Genomic DNA, 19,889 nt, shown 5'->3' with positions numbered 1-19,889 from the left:
TCTCACTTTTTTGGAATTAATCACCATAAGTCGGATTCTGCTGCATATTCGGATTGGAATTCATCTCCGCCTTAGGAATGGGCAATACTACACGATAATAGTTCCAATCAAAAGATACGCTCTCATCCACCATCTTCAGATGTGAAGTCTCGGCTATTTCCGGGAATTCCTTGGTCGACTCCTTGCGCACGATAGTCTGATGATTACGAAGGGCGTCGAAGAAACGGTGTCCTTCACCGAACAACTCTTTACGGCGTTCCAACAGAACATCATCCAACGTCACCGTCTTACCCTGCACGGTCTTTTCCGGGTTGGCACGGCTGACAATGGCATCCAGATACTTCACTGCCTTGTCATTGTTATTAAGCTTTGCAGCCGCTTCGGCAGCAATCAGATAAAGTTCGGACAGACGAAGTACCGGAATATTGGAATCTTCCACAGCCTTGCCGCTCTGCGGCTGATACTTGGCTATGTAAGCTCTCTTTGTCTTAGGAACAACCGTATATGCCTGATTTCTGACATCATCCGGATCTTCCTGCATCAGTTCATAGAAAGAACTGGTCAGGCAATAATCATCATAACCCGCCTGCCAGCAAAGGTAAGCCACACTTTCTTTACCAACGCCGTCCACTGTCAGATTCACCAGCTCAAACAAGACTTCTCCCGGATCGGAAGAGGCAAAATCAGTTCCCCATATCGTGCCATACTCATCATTGGTCCACAAACGGTACTTGTTCTTTTCCGCTCCCGCAATGGCAGCTTCAGCCGTAATCAAGGCATTCTGATTATCTTCCATATACAAATAGGCTCTACTCAGCAACAGCATTGCCGCCCACTTATTAATCTTACCCTTGTTGAATTCTTCATCCAGCAGGTCAGCACCTTCCTTCAAATCCTTGATGATTGCCTCATAACACTGGGCAACGGTATTGCGCGACGGCTTGTTTTCCGTATTGGATACTTCGGTCACAATAGGCACTCCCAAAGAAGCTCCTCCATCCTTGGCATACGGATAGCCGAAGAAACGGGTCAGGTCGAACAAGGCAAATCCACGGAGAGCCAAGGTCTGGCCTTTCAGGTCGTTGAAGTATTCCGTATCATCCTCACTGACATCCAATCCGTCTATTTGAGACAAAATGATATTACAATTCTGGATAATCTTATAGGCATAAGACCAGTGGGAAGACGGACCGGAATCCTTTGTATAGTCCAGCATATAGTAGCTGGTGGTACGCTTTCCGGTCTTTATGGACTGCGCATCGTCACCCGTCACGTCTCCGTAATAAATCATACGGCCCGAGTAATAGTTGGTACTGCGCATCACGTCGTAGATACCGTTCAAGCTATATTCCACATCATCCAGATTCTGTATGGCGGTTTCAGTCGGAATCTTTGTACTGGATTCAACATCAAGCCAGTCATTGCCACAGGAGGCGGTCAGGCTGACCAACATCCCCATCATCATATATTTTAATGCTTTCATTGTGTTTCTTTATTATGAGGTTAGAAATTCAAATTAAGACCGAAAGTTACTGTTTTCAAAGGAGGTGTTCCCCAGCCGGCTGTACCTGCACTGACTGATTCCGGATCATAGAAATCGTAAGCCGCCCAAGTCCACAAGTTGTTGGCAGATGCGTAAAGGCGCAGGCTGTTTACGCCGATTTTCCGAGTCCATGTTTTAGGAACGGTCACACCGAAAGTCAACGTTTTCAGACGGATAAAGTCCGTGCTGTGCAAGCGGCGGGTAGTGGTAACGCCATTCATGGCTACCGCCGGCTTCTCTATAAACACTTCATATTTACTGATATCTCCCGGTTGCTTCCAATTGTCACGATAATAGGCCGGAATATTAAGAGTAAAGTCCTTGCCGCCATGTTCTGTTTTCTGTGCCCAGTTATCATATCCATAAGCACCGAACTGATAAGAGAACATGAAGCTCAAATCGAACCACTTGTAACGCAAAGTATTAGAGAGACCACCGGTCACATTGGGCTCGGCATGTTTCTTCAGAGGAATGGCTTTGGCATCCTTGTTATTCTCTGTGATTTCCTTAATATAGTTTCCATTCTCGTCCACGTCGTTGGTATAGAACTGAGGTGCACCGGTCTCGGGGTTGATTCCGGCAAATTCTATCATGTAGAATGTACGGTAGGACTTGCCAATCATGTGAATCTGCGAGCCGCTGATAATCTGGGTCTGTTCGCCGTCCAGTTTCACAATCGTATTCTTGTTGTGCGAAAGGGTGAAAGAGGTAGACCAGTCAAAGTCTTTGGACACAATGTTCTTGGAATTGATTTCCAATTCCACACCCTGGTTCTTCACCTCACCGATATTCATCAGATAGGAACTGAAACCGGTAGTCATAGATACGGGACAGTCCATCAAAAGGTTCTTAGTAGTACGGGTATAGTACTCCAAAGTGAAGTTCAAACGGTTGAAGAAGCCGAAATCCAGACCGATATTCAGGTTGTAATTCGTTTCCCATTCCAAATCCCTATTTTCAATCTGCGACTGAATCAATGCGGGATTCTCCATATAGCCGCCACTAAGGCTTGTCAGGCCCATATAGCCGTATAAGTCGGAGGGCAACGTACCATTCACACCGTAGGATGCACGGAGTTTCAAATCGGTCAGCCATTTGGACGTGGGTTTCATGAAATCCTCTTCGATAATACGCCATGCTCCTGAAACAGACCAGAAACTTCCCCAGCGATTATCTCTGTGCAAGCGTGAACTGCCATCCATACGATAGCTCCCACCCAGATAATACTTGTTCTTGTAGTCATAGTTGAGACGGGTGATGTAAGAAACCATTCTTGACCTCTTGGAAGAACCATCTATGCTCTCCAAAGTCTGCCCGTTGGCAATGTCATTCTTTATCGGAGTCAGGAAGTTAGTAGCATATCCCGACAAGAAATCATTGTACTTGGAATCGATTTCATATCCGACAAGGGCATCCAAATTGTGGTCCTTTTGGATAGTAGTCTTGTAAGTCAACTGGTTTGACCACACCAACTTGTTATATTCACTATATGCCTTTTCGGCTCCACCATTATTCTTCTCACCGTCGGAGGTACGGGAGTCTTTCCATTCTTTACCCTTACTGATGTTATAGTCATAGCTCAAAATAGACTTTAACTTCAAGTCCTTGATAAATTCATATTCGGCATTAATCGTATTGAACATACGGGTAACATACTCACGCTGGTAATTGTACTCCTGGGCAAGAACGGGATTTCTTCTTGACAACGAAATCAAGTCCTGGTTATAGCTTCCATCTTCATTGTAAACCGGATCTGAAGGCGTCAATTTGCTTACGCTGGAGTAGAAAGGAGCAGTATAACCGGTTCCTTCACTATATACATCCTGATTCAGATTGGTAAACATGATGTTGGCACCGAATTTCAATTTATCCGTAGCCTGAAAATCAACATTCAAACGTCCGGTAATTCTTTCCAGACCCGATGTTTTTACAATGCCCTCTTGGTTGAGATAGGACAATGAAGAATAGTATTTGAATTTGTCGGTTCCTCCGGATATGGAAGCCTCATAACTGGAATGGCTTCCTTTCTTGAACAGATAATCTCCCCAATCCGTATAGCCGCACCAGGGAACCGGAGCATATTTGTCGATATTCTTATCAGCATAAGCTATGGCATCCGCATCCGATTTGCCGCTGCGCTGTTGTCCAAGAACCATACCATTGTATATGTATTCGCGACGTTCTGCTCCGCTCAAAATAGGACGATAATCCATAGCAAAGTCACTGAATCCCCAATCGGCTTTCAAACTGATAGAAGCCTTACCGGTTTTACCTTTCTTCGTCGTAATCAGAACCACACCATTCGCAGCGCGCGAACCGTAGAGTGATGCAGCAGCGGCATCCTTGATAATCGTAATATTCTCAATATCCGAAGTGTTGACGGTTGACATGGCATCCAGACCACCATCCGAACTGATGGAGTTTATCGAACCGGAAGTAACGGGCACTCCATCAATAACATACAGCGGAGAGTTGGAGGCATTGAAAGAGCCCATACCACGAATACTCAAAGAAGCTGAAGAACCCGGCTGGCCAGAAGCAGAAGTAAACTGTACACCCGTAGCATTTCCCTGCAACAAATCCTGGAAAGAAACGGAAGGCACATCGGCAATCTTTTCATTCTTCACACTGGCAGCCGAACCCGCATAAGCAGATTTCTTGAATGTACCGTAACCGGTTACAACCACCTCTTCCATCATATTTGCATCCGGCACCAATACAATCTTCAATATCTTACCCGAAGTAGCTTTCACTTCCTGACGAACATAGCCAACATAAGAGACAAGCAAGGTAGCCGATGCATGCTCCACCTTGATAGAGAAACCTCCATTCAAATCGGTAATCTGGCCGTTTGTAGTACCTTTGACCAAAACATTGGCTCCAATGACGGGCTCACCGGTCTCATCCACCACTGTTCCGGAAATAACATTAGCTTGTTCTACTGCCTTCACAGCATTCACTTCATTGGCTGGACGGATAGCAATGGCCCCGTCTTTTACGACATAAGCCAATCCGCTATTCTTAAGACATTCATCCAGCACTGCTGCGATTTTTCCATTCGTGACCCTCAAATTACGTACCTTGACATTCTTTACGTCATTTGTACTATAAATGAAAGTAAAATCCGTCTGGCGTTGAATTTCCCATAACACGTCACTTAAAGTGGCGTCCTGCACATTTACAGTAACTGTTGTCTGGGCAAACGCCGTATTGGCGGCCTGCACAAAGCCAATCATAATAAAACTGAAAAACAGGAATGTAATCCACATACGTTTACTACCTTCCCAAAACCTGGTGTAGCTCTGTTCCTTAGTCATAATTAAATTATTAAATGGTTATTTATAGAATATAATAGTTTTACCGTTGATTTTGACATGTATGTTTTCCGTCGCTTCCAGTAGCTCAAGGAAAGGAGCTATTTCCTCATAACGGTTCACATAGCAACCGAAACGCAGGTTCTTTAACGCTTCGTCTGAATAGTCCACTTCAATATTATACCACCTTGAAAGGATTCTCATAATATCTTCCAGCCGTTGATCTTTAAAATTGATTTTTCCCTTCACCCATGATGTATAGAAGGCAGTATCTACTGTACGCACTTGTATATTCCCGCTCCCGGGAATTAATGATGCCTGCTGTGAAGGTTTTAAGACAAGACTCTGTCCCTCCCCGGTGTCCACCTTAACAGAACCACTGACAAGAGTCGCCTGATATTCTTCACCCGGATAGGCCGAAATATTGAAAGTTGTTCCCAACACCTCAATCTGCATACCTTGAGTCGATACAATGAAGGGATGACCGGTCTTATTTACTTCAAAATAAGCTTCTCCCGCCAATTCCACTTCCCGCTTCCCTGCTTCGAAAGCAAGCGGAAAACGTAGACTGCTCATTGAATTCAGATGTACTTTTGTACCATCATTCAGAACAAGTGTATACTCACCGCCTCGAGGCACTTCAACTTTATTATATGCCAAAGCTGACAGCACAACCTGCCCGTCTGCAGCGCTGTAGTTCAAGGTCGTCGAATCTATCTGTATTTGTTTACCAGCCAACTGCAACTGCCGCCCATCGGCATTCTCATCCAGATAAACCGTTTCCCCATTATCCAATGTAAGAATAGCTTTGGCTCCACCCGGCAGTATTTGCTGGGCAGCCAATAATTGATTGCCATCCATGACATGGGGTACAGAAATATCCTGAAATGCAAAAACCAATATCAGCACCGGTGCAATAAAAAGAGCAACGTACCGTAACAGTTTCAAATGTCTCCTTCTGAGCTCCATCCTCTTGATACGTGTTTCGACACCTTTCCATCCAGCCTGCGAATCAAACTCCATTTTACGAATTTCGTGCTGTGCATAATGTTCATCACTACAAATCTTTTGGAAAAGCTGCTCATGGCTTTTGCTCTCTTTGCGCCATTTATCCAAAAAACGGCTCTCTTCCGGTGTTACTTCACCGGATAGGTGCCTGGAAATAAGATGAGCTATATGAAAGTACTCTTTTATCATAATTTGGCATGTTTTAGTCTATCTTTAATGATAATACAAGCCAAAATGAAAACATGGTGAATCGATAAAGACTTTTTTTTGAAAAAATAGAAAAAAATGTGCTTTTAGATAAATAACAGAAGGCAATAATAATAATCGGTAAGGAATGCACGAAGCTTTTTATAAGCCACTTTTTTAAGAGTATGTACCGTTTCGGGAGAGACATTGAGACGCTCTGCTATTTCTGCATTCTTTTTACCTTCCAGAGCCAACTGCATGATGGCTCTCATTTGGGTAGGAAGTTTCTCTATAGCTTCTGACAGAATCCGGAAAGTCTCTTCTTCCACAATCGCATCACGAAAAAAAGCATCTGCTTTTTTGGCTATAATCTTTTGCTCGTATTCATGAGCTACCTTCGAATGCTCAAGTTCGTTCAAGGCATGGTTACGTACGGCCGTATAAAGAAAAGCTTTCACCTGATGAAGATAAAAGAAATCGTCTCTTATCTGCCACAACTTGGCAAATACGTCTTGTACTATATCTGCTGACATATCCGCATCCTCCATGTATTGGAACGCGAAAGAACAAAGCGCCGCATAATATTCCTTAAAAATATTATGAAACTCTTGCTCATCCAGCTTAATGCTTACAACAGAGTGGGATTTATCCTTTTTTATCAGATTTAGCGCCATATTTATGCTTTTCGGGCGCTAATATAGTTAAATTTTCAGAATATAACCAATATAACTATCAATCCTCTAAATCTTTTCCCCATAAATCAATATCGGATGGAGCTTTCCATAAGCTCCATCCGACCAATAGTCCTATTGCCAATAAAAAAATCAAATATATCATTATAGTCCGGTTTGTTTCAATGTCTTATAATAACACAGTAAACTGTATTAAAGTTCACTCCACCCAAAATTGTTGTTTTTCCTATGTATACTTTTCAATGCAGAGAGTGTATTATTGAGGTTTCGTGTACGAAAACGAGCAATTTTGTGCACGATAACGACCAATTTCGTCCAAAATTGTCCCATTTACTAAATAATTATGCTTTTCGAGTTTGATTAATTGAGAAAAGGTCTTATTTTTGACCCGGTTTTTAATTCATACTATTGCAAAAACAAACTCAATTACCTAATTAAATCACAAGAGAATGGAACAAGTTTTCGGCTATATCATCGGCTTAGGAGCAGCAGTGATGATGCCTATAATCTTTACAATTTTGGGAGTATGCATCGGCATCAAATTCAGTAAGGCGCTAAAGAGCGGTCTGCTGGTAGGTGTCGGTTTCGTAGGTCTGTCAGTTGTCACTGCGCTGTTGACCAGCAGCCTCGGTCCTGCTCTGAGCCAAGTCGTTGAAATTTACGGTCTTCAGTTGAAAGTATTCGATATGGGATGGCCTGCAGCTGCGGCTGTAGCCTATAACACATCGGTGGGTGCATTCATCATTCCGGTATGTTTGGGAGTAAATCTTCTGATGTTATTAACGAAAACGACCCGTACGGTCAATATCGACCTTTGGAACTACTGGCATTTCGCATTTATCGGCGCAGTCGTTTATTTTGCCAGCGACAATATCTGGTGGGGTTTCTTCGCCGCTATTATCTGCTACATCATTACCCTGATTATGGCCGACTATACCGCCGACAAATTCCAGGGATTCTACGACAAGATGGAGGGTATCTCCATTCCCCAGCCTTTCTGCGCAGGTTTCGTTCCATTTGCCGTAGTCATCAATAAAGCATTGGACAAAATCCCCGGTTTTGACAAATTGAACATTGATGCGGAAGGCATGAAGAAGAAATTCGGTTTGCTGGGTGAGCCTCTGTTCCTGGGTATTCTGGTCGGTTGCGGTATCGGTGCTTTGTCTTGCAAGAACGGTCAGGAACTGGTAGACAAGATACCTTATATATTAGGTTTGGGTATCAAGATGGGCGCCGTAATGGAGCTGATTCCGCGTATCACCGCTTTGTTCATCGAAGGCTTGAAGCCCATTTCCGATGCTACCCGCGAGCTGATTGCCAAAAAATTCAAAGGTGCTGTCGGCCTGAACATCGGTATGAGCCCCGCATTGGTTATCGGCCATCCTGCAACGCTGGTGGTTTCCCTGCTGCTGATTCCCGTAACCATACTGCTGGCTGTCATCCTGCCGGGTAACCAGTTCCTGCCTCTGGCGTCGCTGGCCGGAATGTTCTACCTCTTCCCGCTGGTACTGCCCATCACGAAAGGAAATGTAGTAAAGACGTTCATCATCGGACTCGTTGTACTGACCATCGGTCTTTATTTCGTAACAGACCTCGCCCCCTATTTCACACAAGCAGCCCACGATGTATACGAGAAGACACAAGATGCTGCCGTGAATATCCCCGCCGGCTTTGAAGGCGGTGCACTGGACTTTGCATCCAGCCCCTTTGCTTGGGTCATTTTCCACCTGACCTACTCGTTGAAATGGATAGGCTCCGGTATCCTTGTATTATGCACATTGTTCCTGATGATTATGAACCGTCGTGCCATTATCAAATACCAGAAATCAATCAAAAATTAAAAGTTAAAAATTAAATAGTAACAAATTATGAAAAAGTTAGTACTTGCATTTATGATGGGAGCAGTTGCCATGGCAGCCAATGCCCAAGTGAATTACAAAGTGCAGACCGCCTGCCATCCGCAGGACGTGAAGCATTATGACACGGAACTTCTACGCAGCAGATTCATGATGGACAAAGTCATGGCTCCGGATGAAATCAACGTAACCTACACCCTCTACGACCGATTGATTTACGGTGGCGCCATGCCGGTGAACAAGACATTGAAGTTGGAAGTGTTCCGTGAACTGGGTCCGGAAATCACTTACTTCCTCGAACGCCGCGAACTGGGTGTCATCAATACCGGCGGTGACGGAGTGGTTACTGTAGACGGTAAGGAATACCCCATGAAGTATAAGGAAGCCCTTTACGTAGGCTGCGGAAATAAGGAAGTAACTTTCAAGAGCAACGACGCAACCAATCCCGCCAAGTTCTACATCAACTCGGCTCCGGCCTACAAGCCCTATGTTACTCAGCTGATTACCACCGATGCCAAGCTTCAGAAAGCCAACCCCAAGAAATATGCACTGGGCATCTCCGACCATTATGGAAAAATGGAAGACAGCAACGACCGTATCGTAAACCAGCTGATTGTGAAAGATGTACTGGAAAGAGTGAAAGACGGCGGTACCAACCAGTTGCAGATGGGACTCACGGAACTGGCTCCCGGCTCTGTATGGAATACCATGCCTGCCCACACGCACACTCGCCGCATGGAAGCTTACTACTACTTCAACCTGAAACCCGGCAACGCTATCTGTCACCTGATGGGCGAACCGCAGGAAGAACGTTTGATATGGCTGCACAACGAACAAGCCATCACTTCTCCCGAATGGTCCATCCACGCTGCTGCCGGAACCAGCAACTATACTTTCATCTGGGGTATGGGCGGTGAAAACCTGAAATACAGCGACAAAGACGAAATCAAATACATCGATATGAAATAAAGTTGCCCTGCAACGTCCGATAGGCATGGACTTAAATAATCCATGCCTATTTTTGTCATTTTCTACATCCTTTTTACTCAATATTACACCTCGAACAACACACAAACCCCTACATTTGCATCAAAATATAAATCTATTATCATGAGTACATTTCAAAACACCGCAGGGCGGATGACCAATTACCGTTGGATTATCTGCGCCATGCTATTCTTCGCGACAACCGTCAACTACCTCGACCGCCAGGTTCTTTCATTGACCTGGAAAGATTTCATCTCCCCCGAATTCCACTGGACCGATACACACTACGGCTACATCACAGCTATCTTTTCCATTGTCTATGCCTTAGGCAATCTGTTTGCCGGACGTTTCATCGACTGGATGGGAACGAAAAAAGGGTATTTATGGGCCATTGCCGTATGGTCTATCGGCGCTTGTATGCACGCCCTCTGCGGACTTGCCACAGAAATGACCCTCGGCATTGAAAATGCCGCCAACATGATTAGCGCTACCGGTGCATTGGCCTCTACCATAGCCATCACCAGCGTTTACTACTTCATTGCCGCCCGTATCATACTGGGCATCGGTGAAGCAGGAAACTTTCCTGCCGCCATCAAGGTGACTGCCGAATATTTTCCAAAGAAAGACCGTGCCTTCTCCACTTCCATATTCAATGCCGGCTCTACCATCGGAGCACTGATAGCCCCATTGTGTATCCCTACCCTGGCCCGCTACTTCCAACGCATGGGCGTGGGTAACGGCTGGGAAATGGCTTTTATCGTTATCGGCGGATTGGGTTTCATCTGGATGGGACTGTGGATATTCATGTACAAGAAACCTGATGAAAATCCACACGTAAACGCAGCTGAGCTGGCATATATAGAACAAGACAAAGACAATGAGGAGGATAAAAAGGCGACTACTCCGACAACCAAGGATGAAAAGAGCATTTCTTTCCTGCAATGTTTCAAATATCCGCAAACCTGGGCTGTATTTTTCGGCAAATTCATGACTGACGGTGTATGGTGGTTCTTCCTCTTCTGGGCACCCGCATACATTTCGGACGTTTACGGATTCTCCTCAGATACTCCCACGGCACAGATGCTTATCTTTGTGCTCTATGCCATCACGATGTTGTCCGTCTATGGCGGGAAATTGCCCACCATCATTATCAACAAAACCGGTAAGAACCCCTACGCCGCACGCATGCAGGCCATGTTCATCTTTGCACTGTTCCCGCTATTGGCATTGTTTGCACAGCCATTGGGCAACAAGGAAGTATTTGGCGAACAAGCCTATTGGTTCCCGATTATCATCATAGGTATTGCAGGCGCTGCCCATCAGTCCTGGTCGGCCAACATCTATTCTGTGGTAGGTGATATGTTTCCCAAGAGCACCATTGCCACCATTGTGGGAATCGGAGGTATGGCGGGCGGTATCAGCTCATTCCTTATCAACATGAGTTCCGGTTTGCTGTTCGACTATGCCGACAAGACACAAATGGTATTTCTTGGATTCCAGGGCAAGCCTGCCGGATATTTCATCATCTTCTGTGTATGTGCAGTGTCCTACCTGATAGGCTGGTGCATCATGAAGGCACTGGTTCCGAAGTACAAACCGATTATAGTGGACTAATCAGAAGTCTCTATATAGATATTCAGAATCATGCGGAGTTTGCAAACTGCATTACATGCCTTGCAAACTCCGCACAAAAAAAGCCTTTTCTCACGAAATGGCTTTTCTTCGTTCAATTACAGTCAAAAACAAAAAACTGTAAATGGAACACAATTTAAGATGAAAAAAAGGGAAGTCTCACGACTTCCACAATTCTTCTAACCTTAAATCTAAATCTCTATGAAAAAAACGTGATGCAAAGATAATGGTTTATCTCACACAGCGTTATTAATAAACTCTATAAAGAAGCAGAAAATATTTAAGATTTACTAAATAAGACGGTTACGAATGGCAAACTACAGACAAGAGCTCGGCATAAATAGGATTAAGTTTCAATAGTTGCGGCACTCCTGTCATAAACATCTGCCTGCGGGCACGAGTAAGGGCAACATTCAATTTCCGGTCAATCCGAGTACCGTTTTCCTCTGTCATATTTGCCAGAAACTTCAACTGATAAGCCCGGTTCACACAGAAAGAGTAGATAATAACATCCCGTTCGCTACCTTGGAAGCGTTCCACGGTGTCTACCAATATATCCTCCAAAGGAGCAATACCCAAAGCAGCAATCTCTTTCTTAATCAAGGCTATCTGACTGCGATAAGGAGTGATGACACCTAAAGTGACAGCCGGGTTGAAACCGGAAACAGCTGCATACTGCCGATAGATAGCCGCTGCCAACCGTGCCACAATCCGCGCCTCCGAATGGTTCATCTTGGCCGACTGTGCCGGCGGTTCGACTGCGGCAGGCAGAAAAGCGACACGACGAGTCAGCAAGCCGGCAAACTCACAATCACACAGCTCAGGAGCAAGAGTCAGCTCTCCCTGCTGGTGCGGCAGACCAACCGGTTCCAACAGACCACCGTAAAAAGCCCGGTTAGGAAACAAAGCTACCTCGATATTCATACGACCCTGACGGCAGAGCATGTCGTAGGAGGGATGAGGGATAAAAGATGAAGAATGAGAGGTTGATGCCTGGCGATTGGCACTTTCCTTGGAGAGATTCCTATAAAGGCGTTCGAAAAGGGAATCTTTCAAATTATACAATCCGATGGCCTGCAAAGCTTCGTCACACACTTCCGACTGCTCGGACGACTGCAAGACCACTGCGGGTAGCTGCTTATGGTCACCTATCAAAATAAATTTACCGATGGCATCCGCGCCTGCGGGATTGCGGGTACAGAGTAACCCCAGCAGTTGTGGTTCCAAAATTTGGGTAGCCTCATCCACAATCGCTACATCAAAAGTCTTCAACCGGAAAAGTTCGGTCTTGGAAGAAAGCGTGGCAACCGTACCGACAAAAACACGGCAACGGGCAATGCGCTCCTGCACCTGCCGCCGAGTGGCACAAGGTTCCAACACATTCTCAATCAGATACGGGCGGAATGAGTCATCGCAAGACAACTCACTGCCTAAACGGATAAAGTCTATTTCAGGCTCAATGGAAGCCAGCGCCTTACTGATTTCATCTACAGCACGATTGGTATACGAAAGCAGTAGAATCTGTTTCCCCTCCCGGTAAAAGGCTTCTACCATGCCCCGCAGCGCGCGAGAGGTCTTGCCAGTACCCGGCGGACCTATTAAAAGGAAATAGTCGCGAGCAGCCTGCGCTTTCAGAATAATCCGCGAAAAATCATCCGGAGCGGTCGCAATAGCGGCATCCAAAGAAGTATCGAATTCGGGAGAGCGCTGCCCCAACAACAAGTCACGCCGTCTTTGGGTGGCAGAAAGGAAAGCGGAAAGTCCCAGATACATGCTACGAAAGGAGGTGTCCATATAGTCGTGCTCTATGGCATAGAGGCTAGCAACAGGCAATACACCCGCATTCTGCTGGGTGGCACGAAGACGGATACAAACCTCGTCATCGGATATGCACTCTATATTACCTTTAAACACCATCTTGTTGGTAACGTTATCGGTATCCGTATTCCGTTCGTAAAGAACCACCGCATCACCCTGGCGGAAATTGGGCAGAACCCGCTCCTGCCGGGAAGCAACCATTTGCTTCGTTCTGAGGGACAAATACGGTTTATGCGTATCTGCCGCATGATTCTCGCAAATAGCCAAATCGTACAGAATTTCACCTGCCTCACATTTCTCAGCCAGTGTGGAAAGCCAGAGGGCGGCAGCACCGGTACGTCCTTCATAATCCACATCTCCAGATTTGGAGGTATAGAGTTCCTTGGTTATAAAGTTATAGAGCGTATAAAAATAGCTTTGTTCCAACGACGAAAGCGAACGGATGCGTTGCGCTACGGCATCGATGGAGGGGCAAAGGAAGCGTTTCCACAAGGTATTGTCCAAACCGCGCTCATTCAAGGTATCCGGATGGATGTCTTTCAGGCGCTCTGCCGTATACTGTGGGCTATTCCGTAACTGGATGCCATATTCATTGGCTACAATCCGGTTACGCACATCCATCACACGGCGCACCATTGCCCACGAAGGACGCGCCGGATAAAGCAACGGATAACGGGTATAGAGCAGATAAGCCTTTACACGTCGATGGTCCATTCCCATAGAATACTCCAACACAGCCTGATAGAGCAACATCTGCACCTTATTGTTTTCTTTAGGCTCCACCTTACCACGGATGGAATACTCGTCCGCCTTACCGGACTTCATTTCAATGAACGAGGTCATATCCCGCTGCATGTAGTCCAGACGCCCTTGCAAACCCAATGCTTCACAGATGTAAGAGGGTTCCAGCACGGCATCAGTCCTATCGAGCTCATAGCCGGATGCACGGAATGTTTCTGTCACCGTCCGGTGGATATTATCGAAATGGCGCTTGCAATCGGAAAAGAATTCAGCTTCCTTCTCCCGGTCGCGCAGGTCGGCACATGCTGCCAGCTCGATGGGATAAGAACGGAAGGCCTTCTTCATGCATGCCAAATAATCGGGTGCCTCCTTGGCATGAATCCATTCGTCCAGAAAGAGGTTGGCAATATTACCCAACAGTAACGGACGGGTATTGTCTGGCGACTGGAGCCGTGCCAGGATATAATTGGCAGGATGATGCCCGTAATCCTTGAAGCATTCGGCAAGCGAACTGATGTCTATCAAGTAATCGGGCTCAAGTATAATAAAGGAAGGGGTGAGTATGCCGACTTCGTCCACCGTAACATCCAGCAGATTGACCTGGGCATGCCGCCACAGAATCCGGCAGATTTCTGCAAACTCTTCATTAATCTGAGGTACATTATAACGGACACGCAACGGCTCATCGGCTACAGTGTCTACGGGCAGTACATATAAATAAGTATCATCGGCATACTGAAAACAGACGCGCATGCGCTTTATCCGTTCTTTGGCGGGCGGTGCCACTATATAGGTGGCATCCGCACGGGGTAGCAGGCGATAAAGTTCGGCAGGTATCTCCTCCCCCGTCAAGCGCTTGACAAAGAATGCCAGTGTCTTGGCATCACGCAACAACTGTTCACGTTGCGGTTCCGCCTGGCGGTTCAGAATAGCATTGGAGGTCAGCCGGAAGGTATGCAGACGGTTCTGTTCCACGGTGGAAAGTCCGGCCTTCGAAGCCACGAAACTGATACGTGCAGAAAGGTCCGTCATCTGCAAGCTGCCGTCGGGCATCTGTGTACGGCACAAACGCTCCAGCAACTCGCGCAATTGCCGATAGGCCACGTCCAAGGAGATTTCCTCAACGTGGCAGGCTTCCAGCAATATACTAAAATATTCCTTTACTTCACAATCCATCATTCCTCTGTCTCCACTTCTTCCGCTTCATCATCAGTCTTTTTATCCTTTATCATCAGGATACTCAACTCATAGAGCAGATAAAGCGGCACCGCCACTACTGTCAAGGTAAACGGGTCACCGGTCGGAGTAATGATGGCCGAGGCAATAACAATGATGACAACAGCATGACGGCGGTATTTCCGCAAAAAGGTCTTGTGCACCAGTCCCAGCAGGGAAAGCAGCCATGTCACCAGCGGCAGTTCGAATGCCAGTCCCATGCAAAGCACCAACATCATGAAATTGTCGATGTACGAGTTCAGGGAAATTTGATTCTCGATGGCTGCGCTCAATTGATAAGTGGAAAGGAAACGCAATGTCAGCGGATAGACCATAAAATACCCCAGCAACACACCGATGAAGAACATCACCGTACCTATACCCAGCGCTTTCCTCACCCCTTTACGCTCGTTTGGATAGAGTGCAGGGCTTACAAAGCGCCAGATTTCATAGAAAATATAAGGAGCAGCCGTTACCACCGACATCCAGAAAGCGGTAGACATGTGGACAAAGAACGGTGCGGCAAGATTGATATTGACGAGCTTCACATGAAACTCCTGGGTAAAGAATTCATCCTGCAAATCCAGTCTCTGCCCTATCCAGCGCAGCAAGTCATAGAAAATGAAGTCGTTATGGCAAGGAGCCAATATCACATTGTCAAACAGATAAGGCATGGCAATAAAATAACCGATAGCCAATACAAACCACACACCGAGTACACGAAACAACACCCGGCGCAACTCGTCCAAGTGGTCCCAAAAGGTTAGTTCTTTTTCTGACATAAAGGGATTTACTATTTACTATTTGGGCTGCGCTGCGGGGATTTACTATTTGACAATTTACAATTTACTATTTGGGCTGCGCTGTGGAAAAGGCAACAAGCCTACCCATACTCCTGAACTTCTCAGAGTATCAAATAGTAAATAGTAAATTGTCAAATAATAAATACCCTTGTTCCTTTATTTCTTTTCAGCCGGTTTATCCAAATCTTCCTGAGCCTTGTTTATCTCTTCTTTGGCTTCATTCACACCATCCTTGAAGCTCTTCACTCCTTTGCCCAAACCACGCATCAATTCGGGAATTTTCTTACCACCAAACAACAGCAAGATGACCAATGCAATAATTATCCATTCGGAACCGCTGGGCAGAAAGCCTAATAAAAGTAAGTTTGTCATAGTTATATCTGATTAATTATAGTGCAAAGATAGGAAAATTAAGGATTAGGGATTAAGGATTAAGGATTAATTTTATCGCAATCCCTAATCCCTAATCCCTGCCCCCTATCTTCAGTCTTGATAATAAATACGTTTTACCCGTGTAGAAACGCTTGTCAACACCTCATAAGGAATAGTTTCGAGTACATCGGAAAGAACGGTTATAGGCAGATGGTCACCAAAAATTTCCACACTGTCACCCTCCTTGCAATCGATGTCCGTCACGTCAATCATACAGACATCCATGCAGATATTCCCTACATAGGCTGCCCGTTGGCCGTTTACAAGACAATAGGCATGTCCATTTCCAAGATGGCGGTTCAGGCCGTCGGCGTAACCGATGGGAAGAGCCGCTATACGCGACGGACGGGTGAGATGCCCTTTCCGGCTATACCCCACCGTATCCTCTTCGGGAACATCACGTATCTGGAGGATGGTAGTCTTCAACGTGCTCACATTATTCATAATGGAATTGTCTATGGGATTGACACCATAGAGGCCGATACCCAGGCGCACCATATCGAATTGCGCCCCGGGGAAACGCTCGATACCTGCGGAATTGCAGATATGGCGAAGTATCTTATGCGGAAAAGCCTCCTGCAATTCCATGGACGCTTTCTCGAACATTTCTATCTGCCAGCGTGTAAAACTGTCGAATTGTTGCGAATCGCTCCCTACCAAATGCGAGAAGACGGAACGGGCAATCACAGCATTCTGTCCCTTCAGCCGTTCTATCAGCCGGGGCATATCCTCCGGAGCAAACCCCAGGCGGTGCATACCGGTATCCAGCTTTATGTGGATGGGGAAGTTTGTGATACCTTCCTTTTCCGCTTCTTTAATCAAAGCGTCCAGCAGATGGAAGCTATATACTTCGGGCTCCAGCTTGTAATCGAACATGGTCTTGAAAGCAGTCATCTCAGGATTCATGATAATGATGTTCGCAGTGATGCCCGCTTTGCGGAGTTCGGAGCCTTCGTCGGCAACCGCCACGGCAAGATAATCGACATGATGTTCCTGCAAAGTCTTGGCTATCTCATAAGAACCTGCACCGTAAGCGGAGGCTTTCACCATGCAGACCATCTTTGTTTCCGGCTTCAGCTTGCCACGATAATAGTTCAGATTGGCAATCATCGCTCCAAGATTAACCTCCAGAATGGTTTCGTGCACCTTCTTCTCCAATACTTCCGTCAAGGAGTCAAAACCGAACTTACGTGCACCCTTAATCAGAATTATTTCGTTTTCAAGGCGAAGTTCCCCACGCTGAATAGCACGTATCAAGGCCGCTGTATCCGGATAAAAGGTCTTCTCTATATTAAAGCGTGCAGCGCAGGAAGATATTTCATTTCCTACACCTATGATGCGTTCAATGCCACGGCTGTTTACCAGCTGTGCCACTTGTCGGTAAAGTGTCGGCGTGTTCTGACCGGTCTCCAATATATCCGAAAGAACCAAAGTCCGCCTCAATCCCTTACTTTGCGAACGGCGGTAAAGAAAATCGAGTGCAATATCCAATGAGCCAAGGTCAGAATTATAACTGTCGTTAATCAACAGACAGTTGTTTTTTCCCTCCTTGACTTCCAGCCGCATGGCGATGGGTTCCAGCCTTGCCATACGTTCTGTAATCTGTTCGGCAGGAAGCATCAGATAGAGGCATGCGGCCAGGCAGTTCAGCGAATTCTCGATGGAAGCATCATCTATGAACGGTAGAGTAAACGTATTGTCCATATCCAGATAGCGATAGGAAATGACAGTACAGTCATCCCGTTTCTCCACTTTACTTATATATAGAGGACGTTCCATATCTTTCCGGCTCCACGCAATCTCACGTGCAGACAGCATGGACTTCGCCACACAGTTGCTGACGAACTCATCGTCACCATTATAAATCACTACATCACAATTCTTGAAAAGCGTCAGCTTCTCCATGCATTTCTCCTGCAACGAGAAGAAATTTTCCTGGTGAGCCCCTCCTATATTGGTCAGGATGCCTATGGTAGGCTTGATGATGTTCTGCAAAGCGCGCATTTCCCCCGGCTCGGAAATACCGGCTTCAAAAATAGCAAGTTCGGACTGTTCGTTCATCTGCCACACAGACAAAGGCACTCCAATCTGGGAGTTATAACTGCGGGGAGAACGGATAATGGCACGTTCCGGACTGAGCAACTGGTGCAGCCATTCTTTCACAACGGTCTTGCCGTTGCTTCCCGTAATACCGATGACCGGTATCTGGAACTGGTTCCGATGCTGTTCCGCCAGTTTTTGCAGGGCTTTCAGCGGGTTGGGAACAATGAGATAATTGACAATTGACTGCGCATCATCACGCTGCATAGCATTGTCAATTGTCAATTGTCCATTGTCCATTAATCTAAAGCTTTCTTCGCTAAGCACAAAATTACGTACTCCACGGGCATATAAATCTGTAATATAGCGCGCACCGTCATTCCTCTTGGTGGTCAAGGCAAAGAATAATGTTTCCTCAGGAAAATTCAGGGAACGGCTGTCAGTGAGCAGCCAGTCTATGGTAGCCGGCGCGTTTCCCATACGCCGTGCGCCAATACTTTCGGTTATGCTTTCAATCGAATACGACATATTTCTCTCTCTTTTTGGAAATCTAAGTACGGGTATTTTCCGTTAAGTTGGTCTATTTTTAACACAATTTGTCCTAAAAAACGCTTATACTCTTCTGAAGCGGGATAAAATGGCTTATGTGACAACATCTTACGGATATTTTCACTTTCTTCCATAATCCGTAACGCATCGGCAGAGATGCACGACCGGGTAAACCGTTCCCAGACATAGCGAATGGCTGTTTCGGAAGGATGCACCATGTCTTCTGCATAGAAGCGATAGTCACGAAGCTCGTCGAGCAGCAGCTCATAAGCCGGAAAATAGAAAACATGTTCCGGGAAAGTGGCTTGCAACTGGTTCACGGCAAGTAGCAGGGTAGCTTTACTGAGCTGGTTGGCATGCATTCCGTCACGTACGTGGCGGATGGGGCTGACGGTGAACAATACTTTCAGCCGGGGAATCCGCGCCAGCAAGCCGGAAAGCAAAGAGGTGTAGTCAGATACTATTTCACAGACAGAAAGCATACGGCGGGTAAAGCAGGACTCAGGTTGCTTATGACAATTGGCAACTACAGTTCCCGTCTTTTTATTTTCATAAACCCAGGCAGATCCGAAAGTCAGCAGCAGACAATCCAACCGGTCCAGCCTTTCATGGGCGCTTTTCAAACGCCCGTTAATGCCTGCCAATGTTTCCTCTGCAGAGACTGAGGAAAAACTACCATGATGCATGGCACTATGCCAAAGTTCATGAAAGAGGAAAATATCGTTTTCATTGTAGCATCTGCCCGCAATGATTTCACGCAATGCCGCAGAAATGGAAAACGGATTATAAAGCACACCATAAGGATTGACGTCACAACGGAACTTGGCATCCGCCAGCCTTTGCCCCATCTCGGACGCAAAACAAGAACCCATCAGCAACAGATTATTCTCTTGCGAAAGAAGGGGCATACTGGAAACTACTTCTACAGGCGTATAAAGATTCATAAGTTCGAAATAAATAAACCATTCACTTTCTCTGAAAAAATGATGTACCAACTGCTTGCTACGCCACAAAGATAGTAAATTTCAATATAAAAAAGGCAGGTGATATAACCTCTCATTATATCATCTGCC

General features: G+C 46.0%; 12 protein-coding genes. 3 read left to right on the top strand and 9 right to left on the bottom strand.

What is annotated here, in order from left to right:
- Window positions 1–16: 16 nt before the first annotated feature.
- From DXD65_RS04530 to DXD65_RS04515, 4 genes are all read right to left on the bottom strand, one after another.
- A complete protein-coding gene (locus tag DXD65_RS04530; RefSeq protein WP_117866950.1) occupies window positions 17–1,483 on the bottom strand; it encodes a RagB/SusD family nutrient uptake outer membrane protein in 1,467 nt (488 codons plus the stop codon).
- Between the two features lie 20 nt (window positions 1,484–1,503).
- A complete protein-coding gene (locus DXD65_RS04525) occupies window positions 1,504–4,860 on the bottom strand; it encodes a TonB-dependent receptor (protein ID WP_117887390.1) in 3,357 nt (1,118 codons plus the stop codon).
- Between the two features lie 18 nt (window positions 4,861–4,878).
- The gene (locus tag DXD65_RS04520; protein ID WP_005823927.1) at window positions 4,879–6,054 is read right to left on the bottom strand and encodes a FecR family protein; all 1,176 of its coding nucleotides are present in this window, start codon (window positions 6,052–6,054) and stop codon (window positions 4,879–4,881) included.
- Window positions 6,055–6,158: 104 nt separating this feature from the next.
- Window positions 6,159–6,725 carry an RNA polymerase sigma-70 factor gene (locus DXD65_RS04515; protein WP_005823929.1) on the bottom strand — a complete coding sequence of 189 codons (567 nt, stop codon included), beginning with the start codon at window positions 6,723–6,725 and terminating at the stop codon, window positions 6,159–6,161.
- A 467-nt stretch (window positions 6,726–7,192) separates the two neighbouring features.
- Here DXD65_RS04515 and DXD65_RS04510 point away from each other — a divergent pair, with 467 nt between their 5' ends.
- From DXD65_RS04510 to DXD65_RS04500, 3 genes are all read left to right on the top strand, one after another.
- Window positions 7,193–8,584, top strand: a complete 1,392-nt coding sequence (locus DXD65_RS04510; RefSeq protein ID WP_005823931.1) for a PTS galactitol transporter subunit IIC — start codon at window positions 7,193–7,195, stop codon at window positions 8,582–8,584.
- A gap of 27 nt (window positions 8,585–8,611) precedes the next feature.
- Window positions 8,612–9,568: a 5-dehydro-4-deoxy-D-glucuronate isomerase gene (kduI, locus tag DXD65_RS04505; protein ID WP_005835232.1), complete on the top strand. Its 957-nt coding sequence runs from the start codon at window positions 8,612–8,614 to the stop codon at window positions 9,566–9,568.
- 141 nt (window positions 9,569–9,709) lie between these two features.
- The gene (locus tag DXD65_RS04500) at window positions 9,710–11,200 is read left to right on the top strand and encodes an MFS transporter (protein WP_034523103.1); all 1,491 of its coding nucleotides are present in this window, start codon (window positions 9,710–9,712) and stop codon (window positions 11,198–11,200) included.
- Window positions 11,201–11,521: 321 nt separating this feature from the next.
- On the opposite strand, the gene DXD65_RS04495 is transcribed toward DXD65_RS04500, so the two are convergent.
- The 5 genes from DXD65_RS04495 to DXD65_RS04475 form a co-directional block, all read right to left on the bottom strand.
- Window positions 11,522–14,953, bottom strand: a complete 3,432-nt coding sequence (locus DXD65_RS04495; protein ID WP_165859430.1) for an AAA domain-containing protein — start codon at window positions 14,951–14,953, stop codon at window positions 11,522–11,524.
- The gene (gene tatC / locus DXD65_RS04490; RefSeq protein WP_005835227.1) at window positions 14,953–15,774 is read right to left on the bottom strand and encodes a twin-arginine translocase subunit TatC; all 822 of its coding nucleotides are present in this window, start codon (window positions 15,772–15,774) and stop codon (window positions 14,953–14,955) included. Before tatC ends, DXD65_RS04495 begins: the two co-directional genes overlap by 1 nt.
- A gap of 177 nt (window positions 15,775–15,951) precedes the next feature.
- Window positions 15,952–16,167 (bottom strand): twin-arginine translocase TatA/TatE family subunit, encoded by a 216-nt coding sequence (locus DXD65_RS04485; RefSeq protein WP_005823939.1) that lies wholly within the window; start codon window positions 16,165–16,167, stop codon window positions 15,952–15,954.
- A 111-nt stretch (window positions 16,168–16,278) separates the two neighbouring features.
- The gene (locus DXD65_RS04480) at window positions 16,279–18,795 is read right to left on the bottom strand and encodes a bifunctional UDP-N-acetylmuramoyl-tripeptide:D-alanyl-D-alanine ligase/alanine racemase (RefSeq protein WP_117887388.1); all 2,517 of its coding nucleotides are present in this window, start codon (window positions 18,793–18,795) and stop codon (window positions 16,279–16,281) included.
- Window positions 18,771–19,760 carry a GSCFA domain-containing protein gene (locus tag DXD65_RS04475; RefSeq protein WP_009037151.1) on the bottom strand — a complete coding sequence of 330 codons (990 nt, stop codon included), beginning with the start codon at window positions 19,758–19,760 and terminating at the stop codon, window positions 18,771–18,773. The genes DXD65_RS04480 and DXD65_RS04475 overlap by 25 nt, the downstream gene beginning before the upstream one ends.
- Window positions 19,761–19,889 lie beyond the last annotated feature (129 nt).

This window comes from Bacteroides sp. 4_1_36, from assembly GCF_003466325.1.
Lineage (GTDB): Bacteria > Bacteroidota > Bacteroidia > Bacteroidales > Bacteroidaceae > Bacteroides > Bacteroides uniformis.
This window is presented reverse-complemented; position numbering and strand designations above follow the sequence as displayed.

Excerpts from the sequence above, each read along its gene's own strand:
- DXD65_RS04515 (WP_005823929.1), bottom strand. The coding sequence starts at position 6,725 with ATGGCGCTAAATCTGATAAAAAAGGATAAATCCCACTCTGTTGTAAGC.
- DXD65_RS04530 (WP_117866950.1), bottom strand. The coding sequence starts at position 1,483 with ATGAAAGCATTAAAATATATGATGATGGGGATGTTGGTCAGCCTGACC.
- DXD65_RS04485 (WP_005823939.1), bottom strand. The coding sequence starts at position 16,167 with ATGACAAACTTACTTTTATTAGGCTTTCTGCCCAGCGGTTCCGAATGG.
- DXD65_RS04500 (WP_034523103.1), top strand. The coding sequence starts at position 9,710 with ATGAGTACATTTCAAAACACCGCAGGGCGGATGACCAATTACCGTTGG.
- DXD65_RS04480 (WP_117887388.1), bottom strand. The coding sequence starts at position 18,795 with ATGTCGTATTCGATTGAAAGCATAACCGAAAGTATTGGCGCACGGCGT.
- tatC (WP_005835227.1), bottom strand. The coding sequence starts at position 15,774 with ATGTCAGAAAAAGAACTAACCTTTTGGGACCACTTGGACGAGTTGCGC.
- DXD65_RS04525 (WP_117887390.1), bottom strand. The coding sequence starts at position 4,860 with ATGACTAAGGAACAGAGCTACACCAGGTTTTGGGAAGGTAGTAAACGT.
- DXD65_RS04510 (WP_005823931.1), top strand. The coding sequence starts at position 7,193 with ATGGAACAAGTTTTCGGCTATATCATCGGCTTAGGAGCAGCAGTGATG.
- DXD65_RS04520 (WP_005823927.1), bottom strand. The coding sequence starts at position 6,054 with ATGATAAAAGAGTACTTTCATATAGCTCATCTTATTTCCAGGCACCTA.
- DXD65_RS04475 (WP_009037151.1), bottom strand. The coding sequence starts at position 19,760 with ATGAATCTTTATACGCCTGTAGAAGTAGTTTCCAGTATGCCCCTTCTT.
- DXD65_RS04495 (WP_165859430.1), bottom strand. The coding sequence starts at position 14,953 with ATGGATTGTGAAGTAAAGGAATATTTTAGTATATTGCTGGAAGCCTGC.
- kduI (WP_005835232.1), top strand. The coding sequence starts at position 8,612 with ATGAAAAAGTTAGTACTTGCATTTATGATGGGAGCAGTTGCCATGGCA.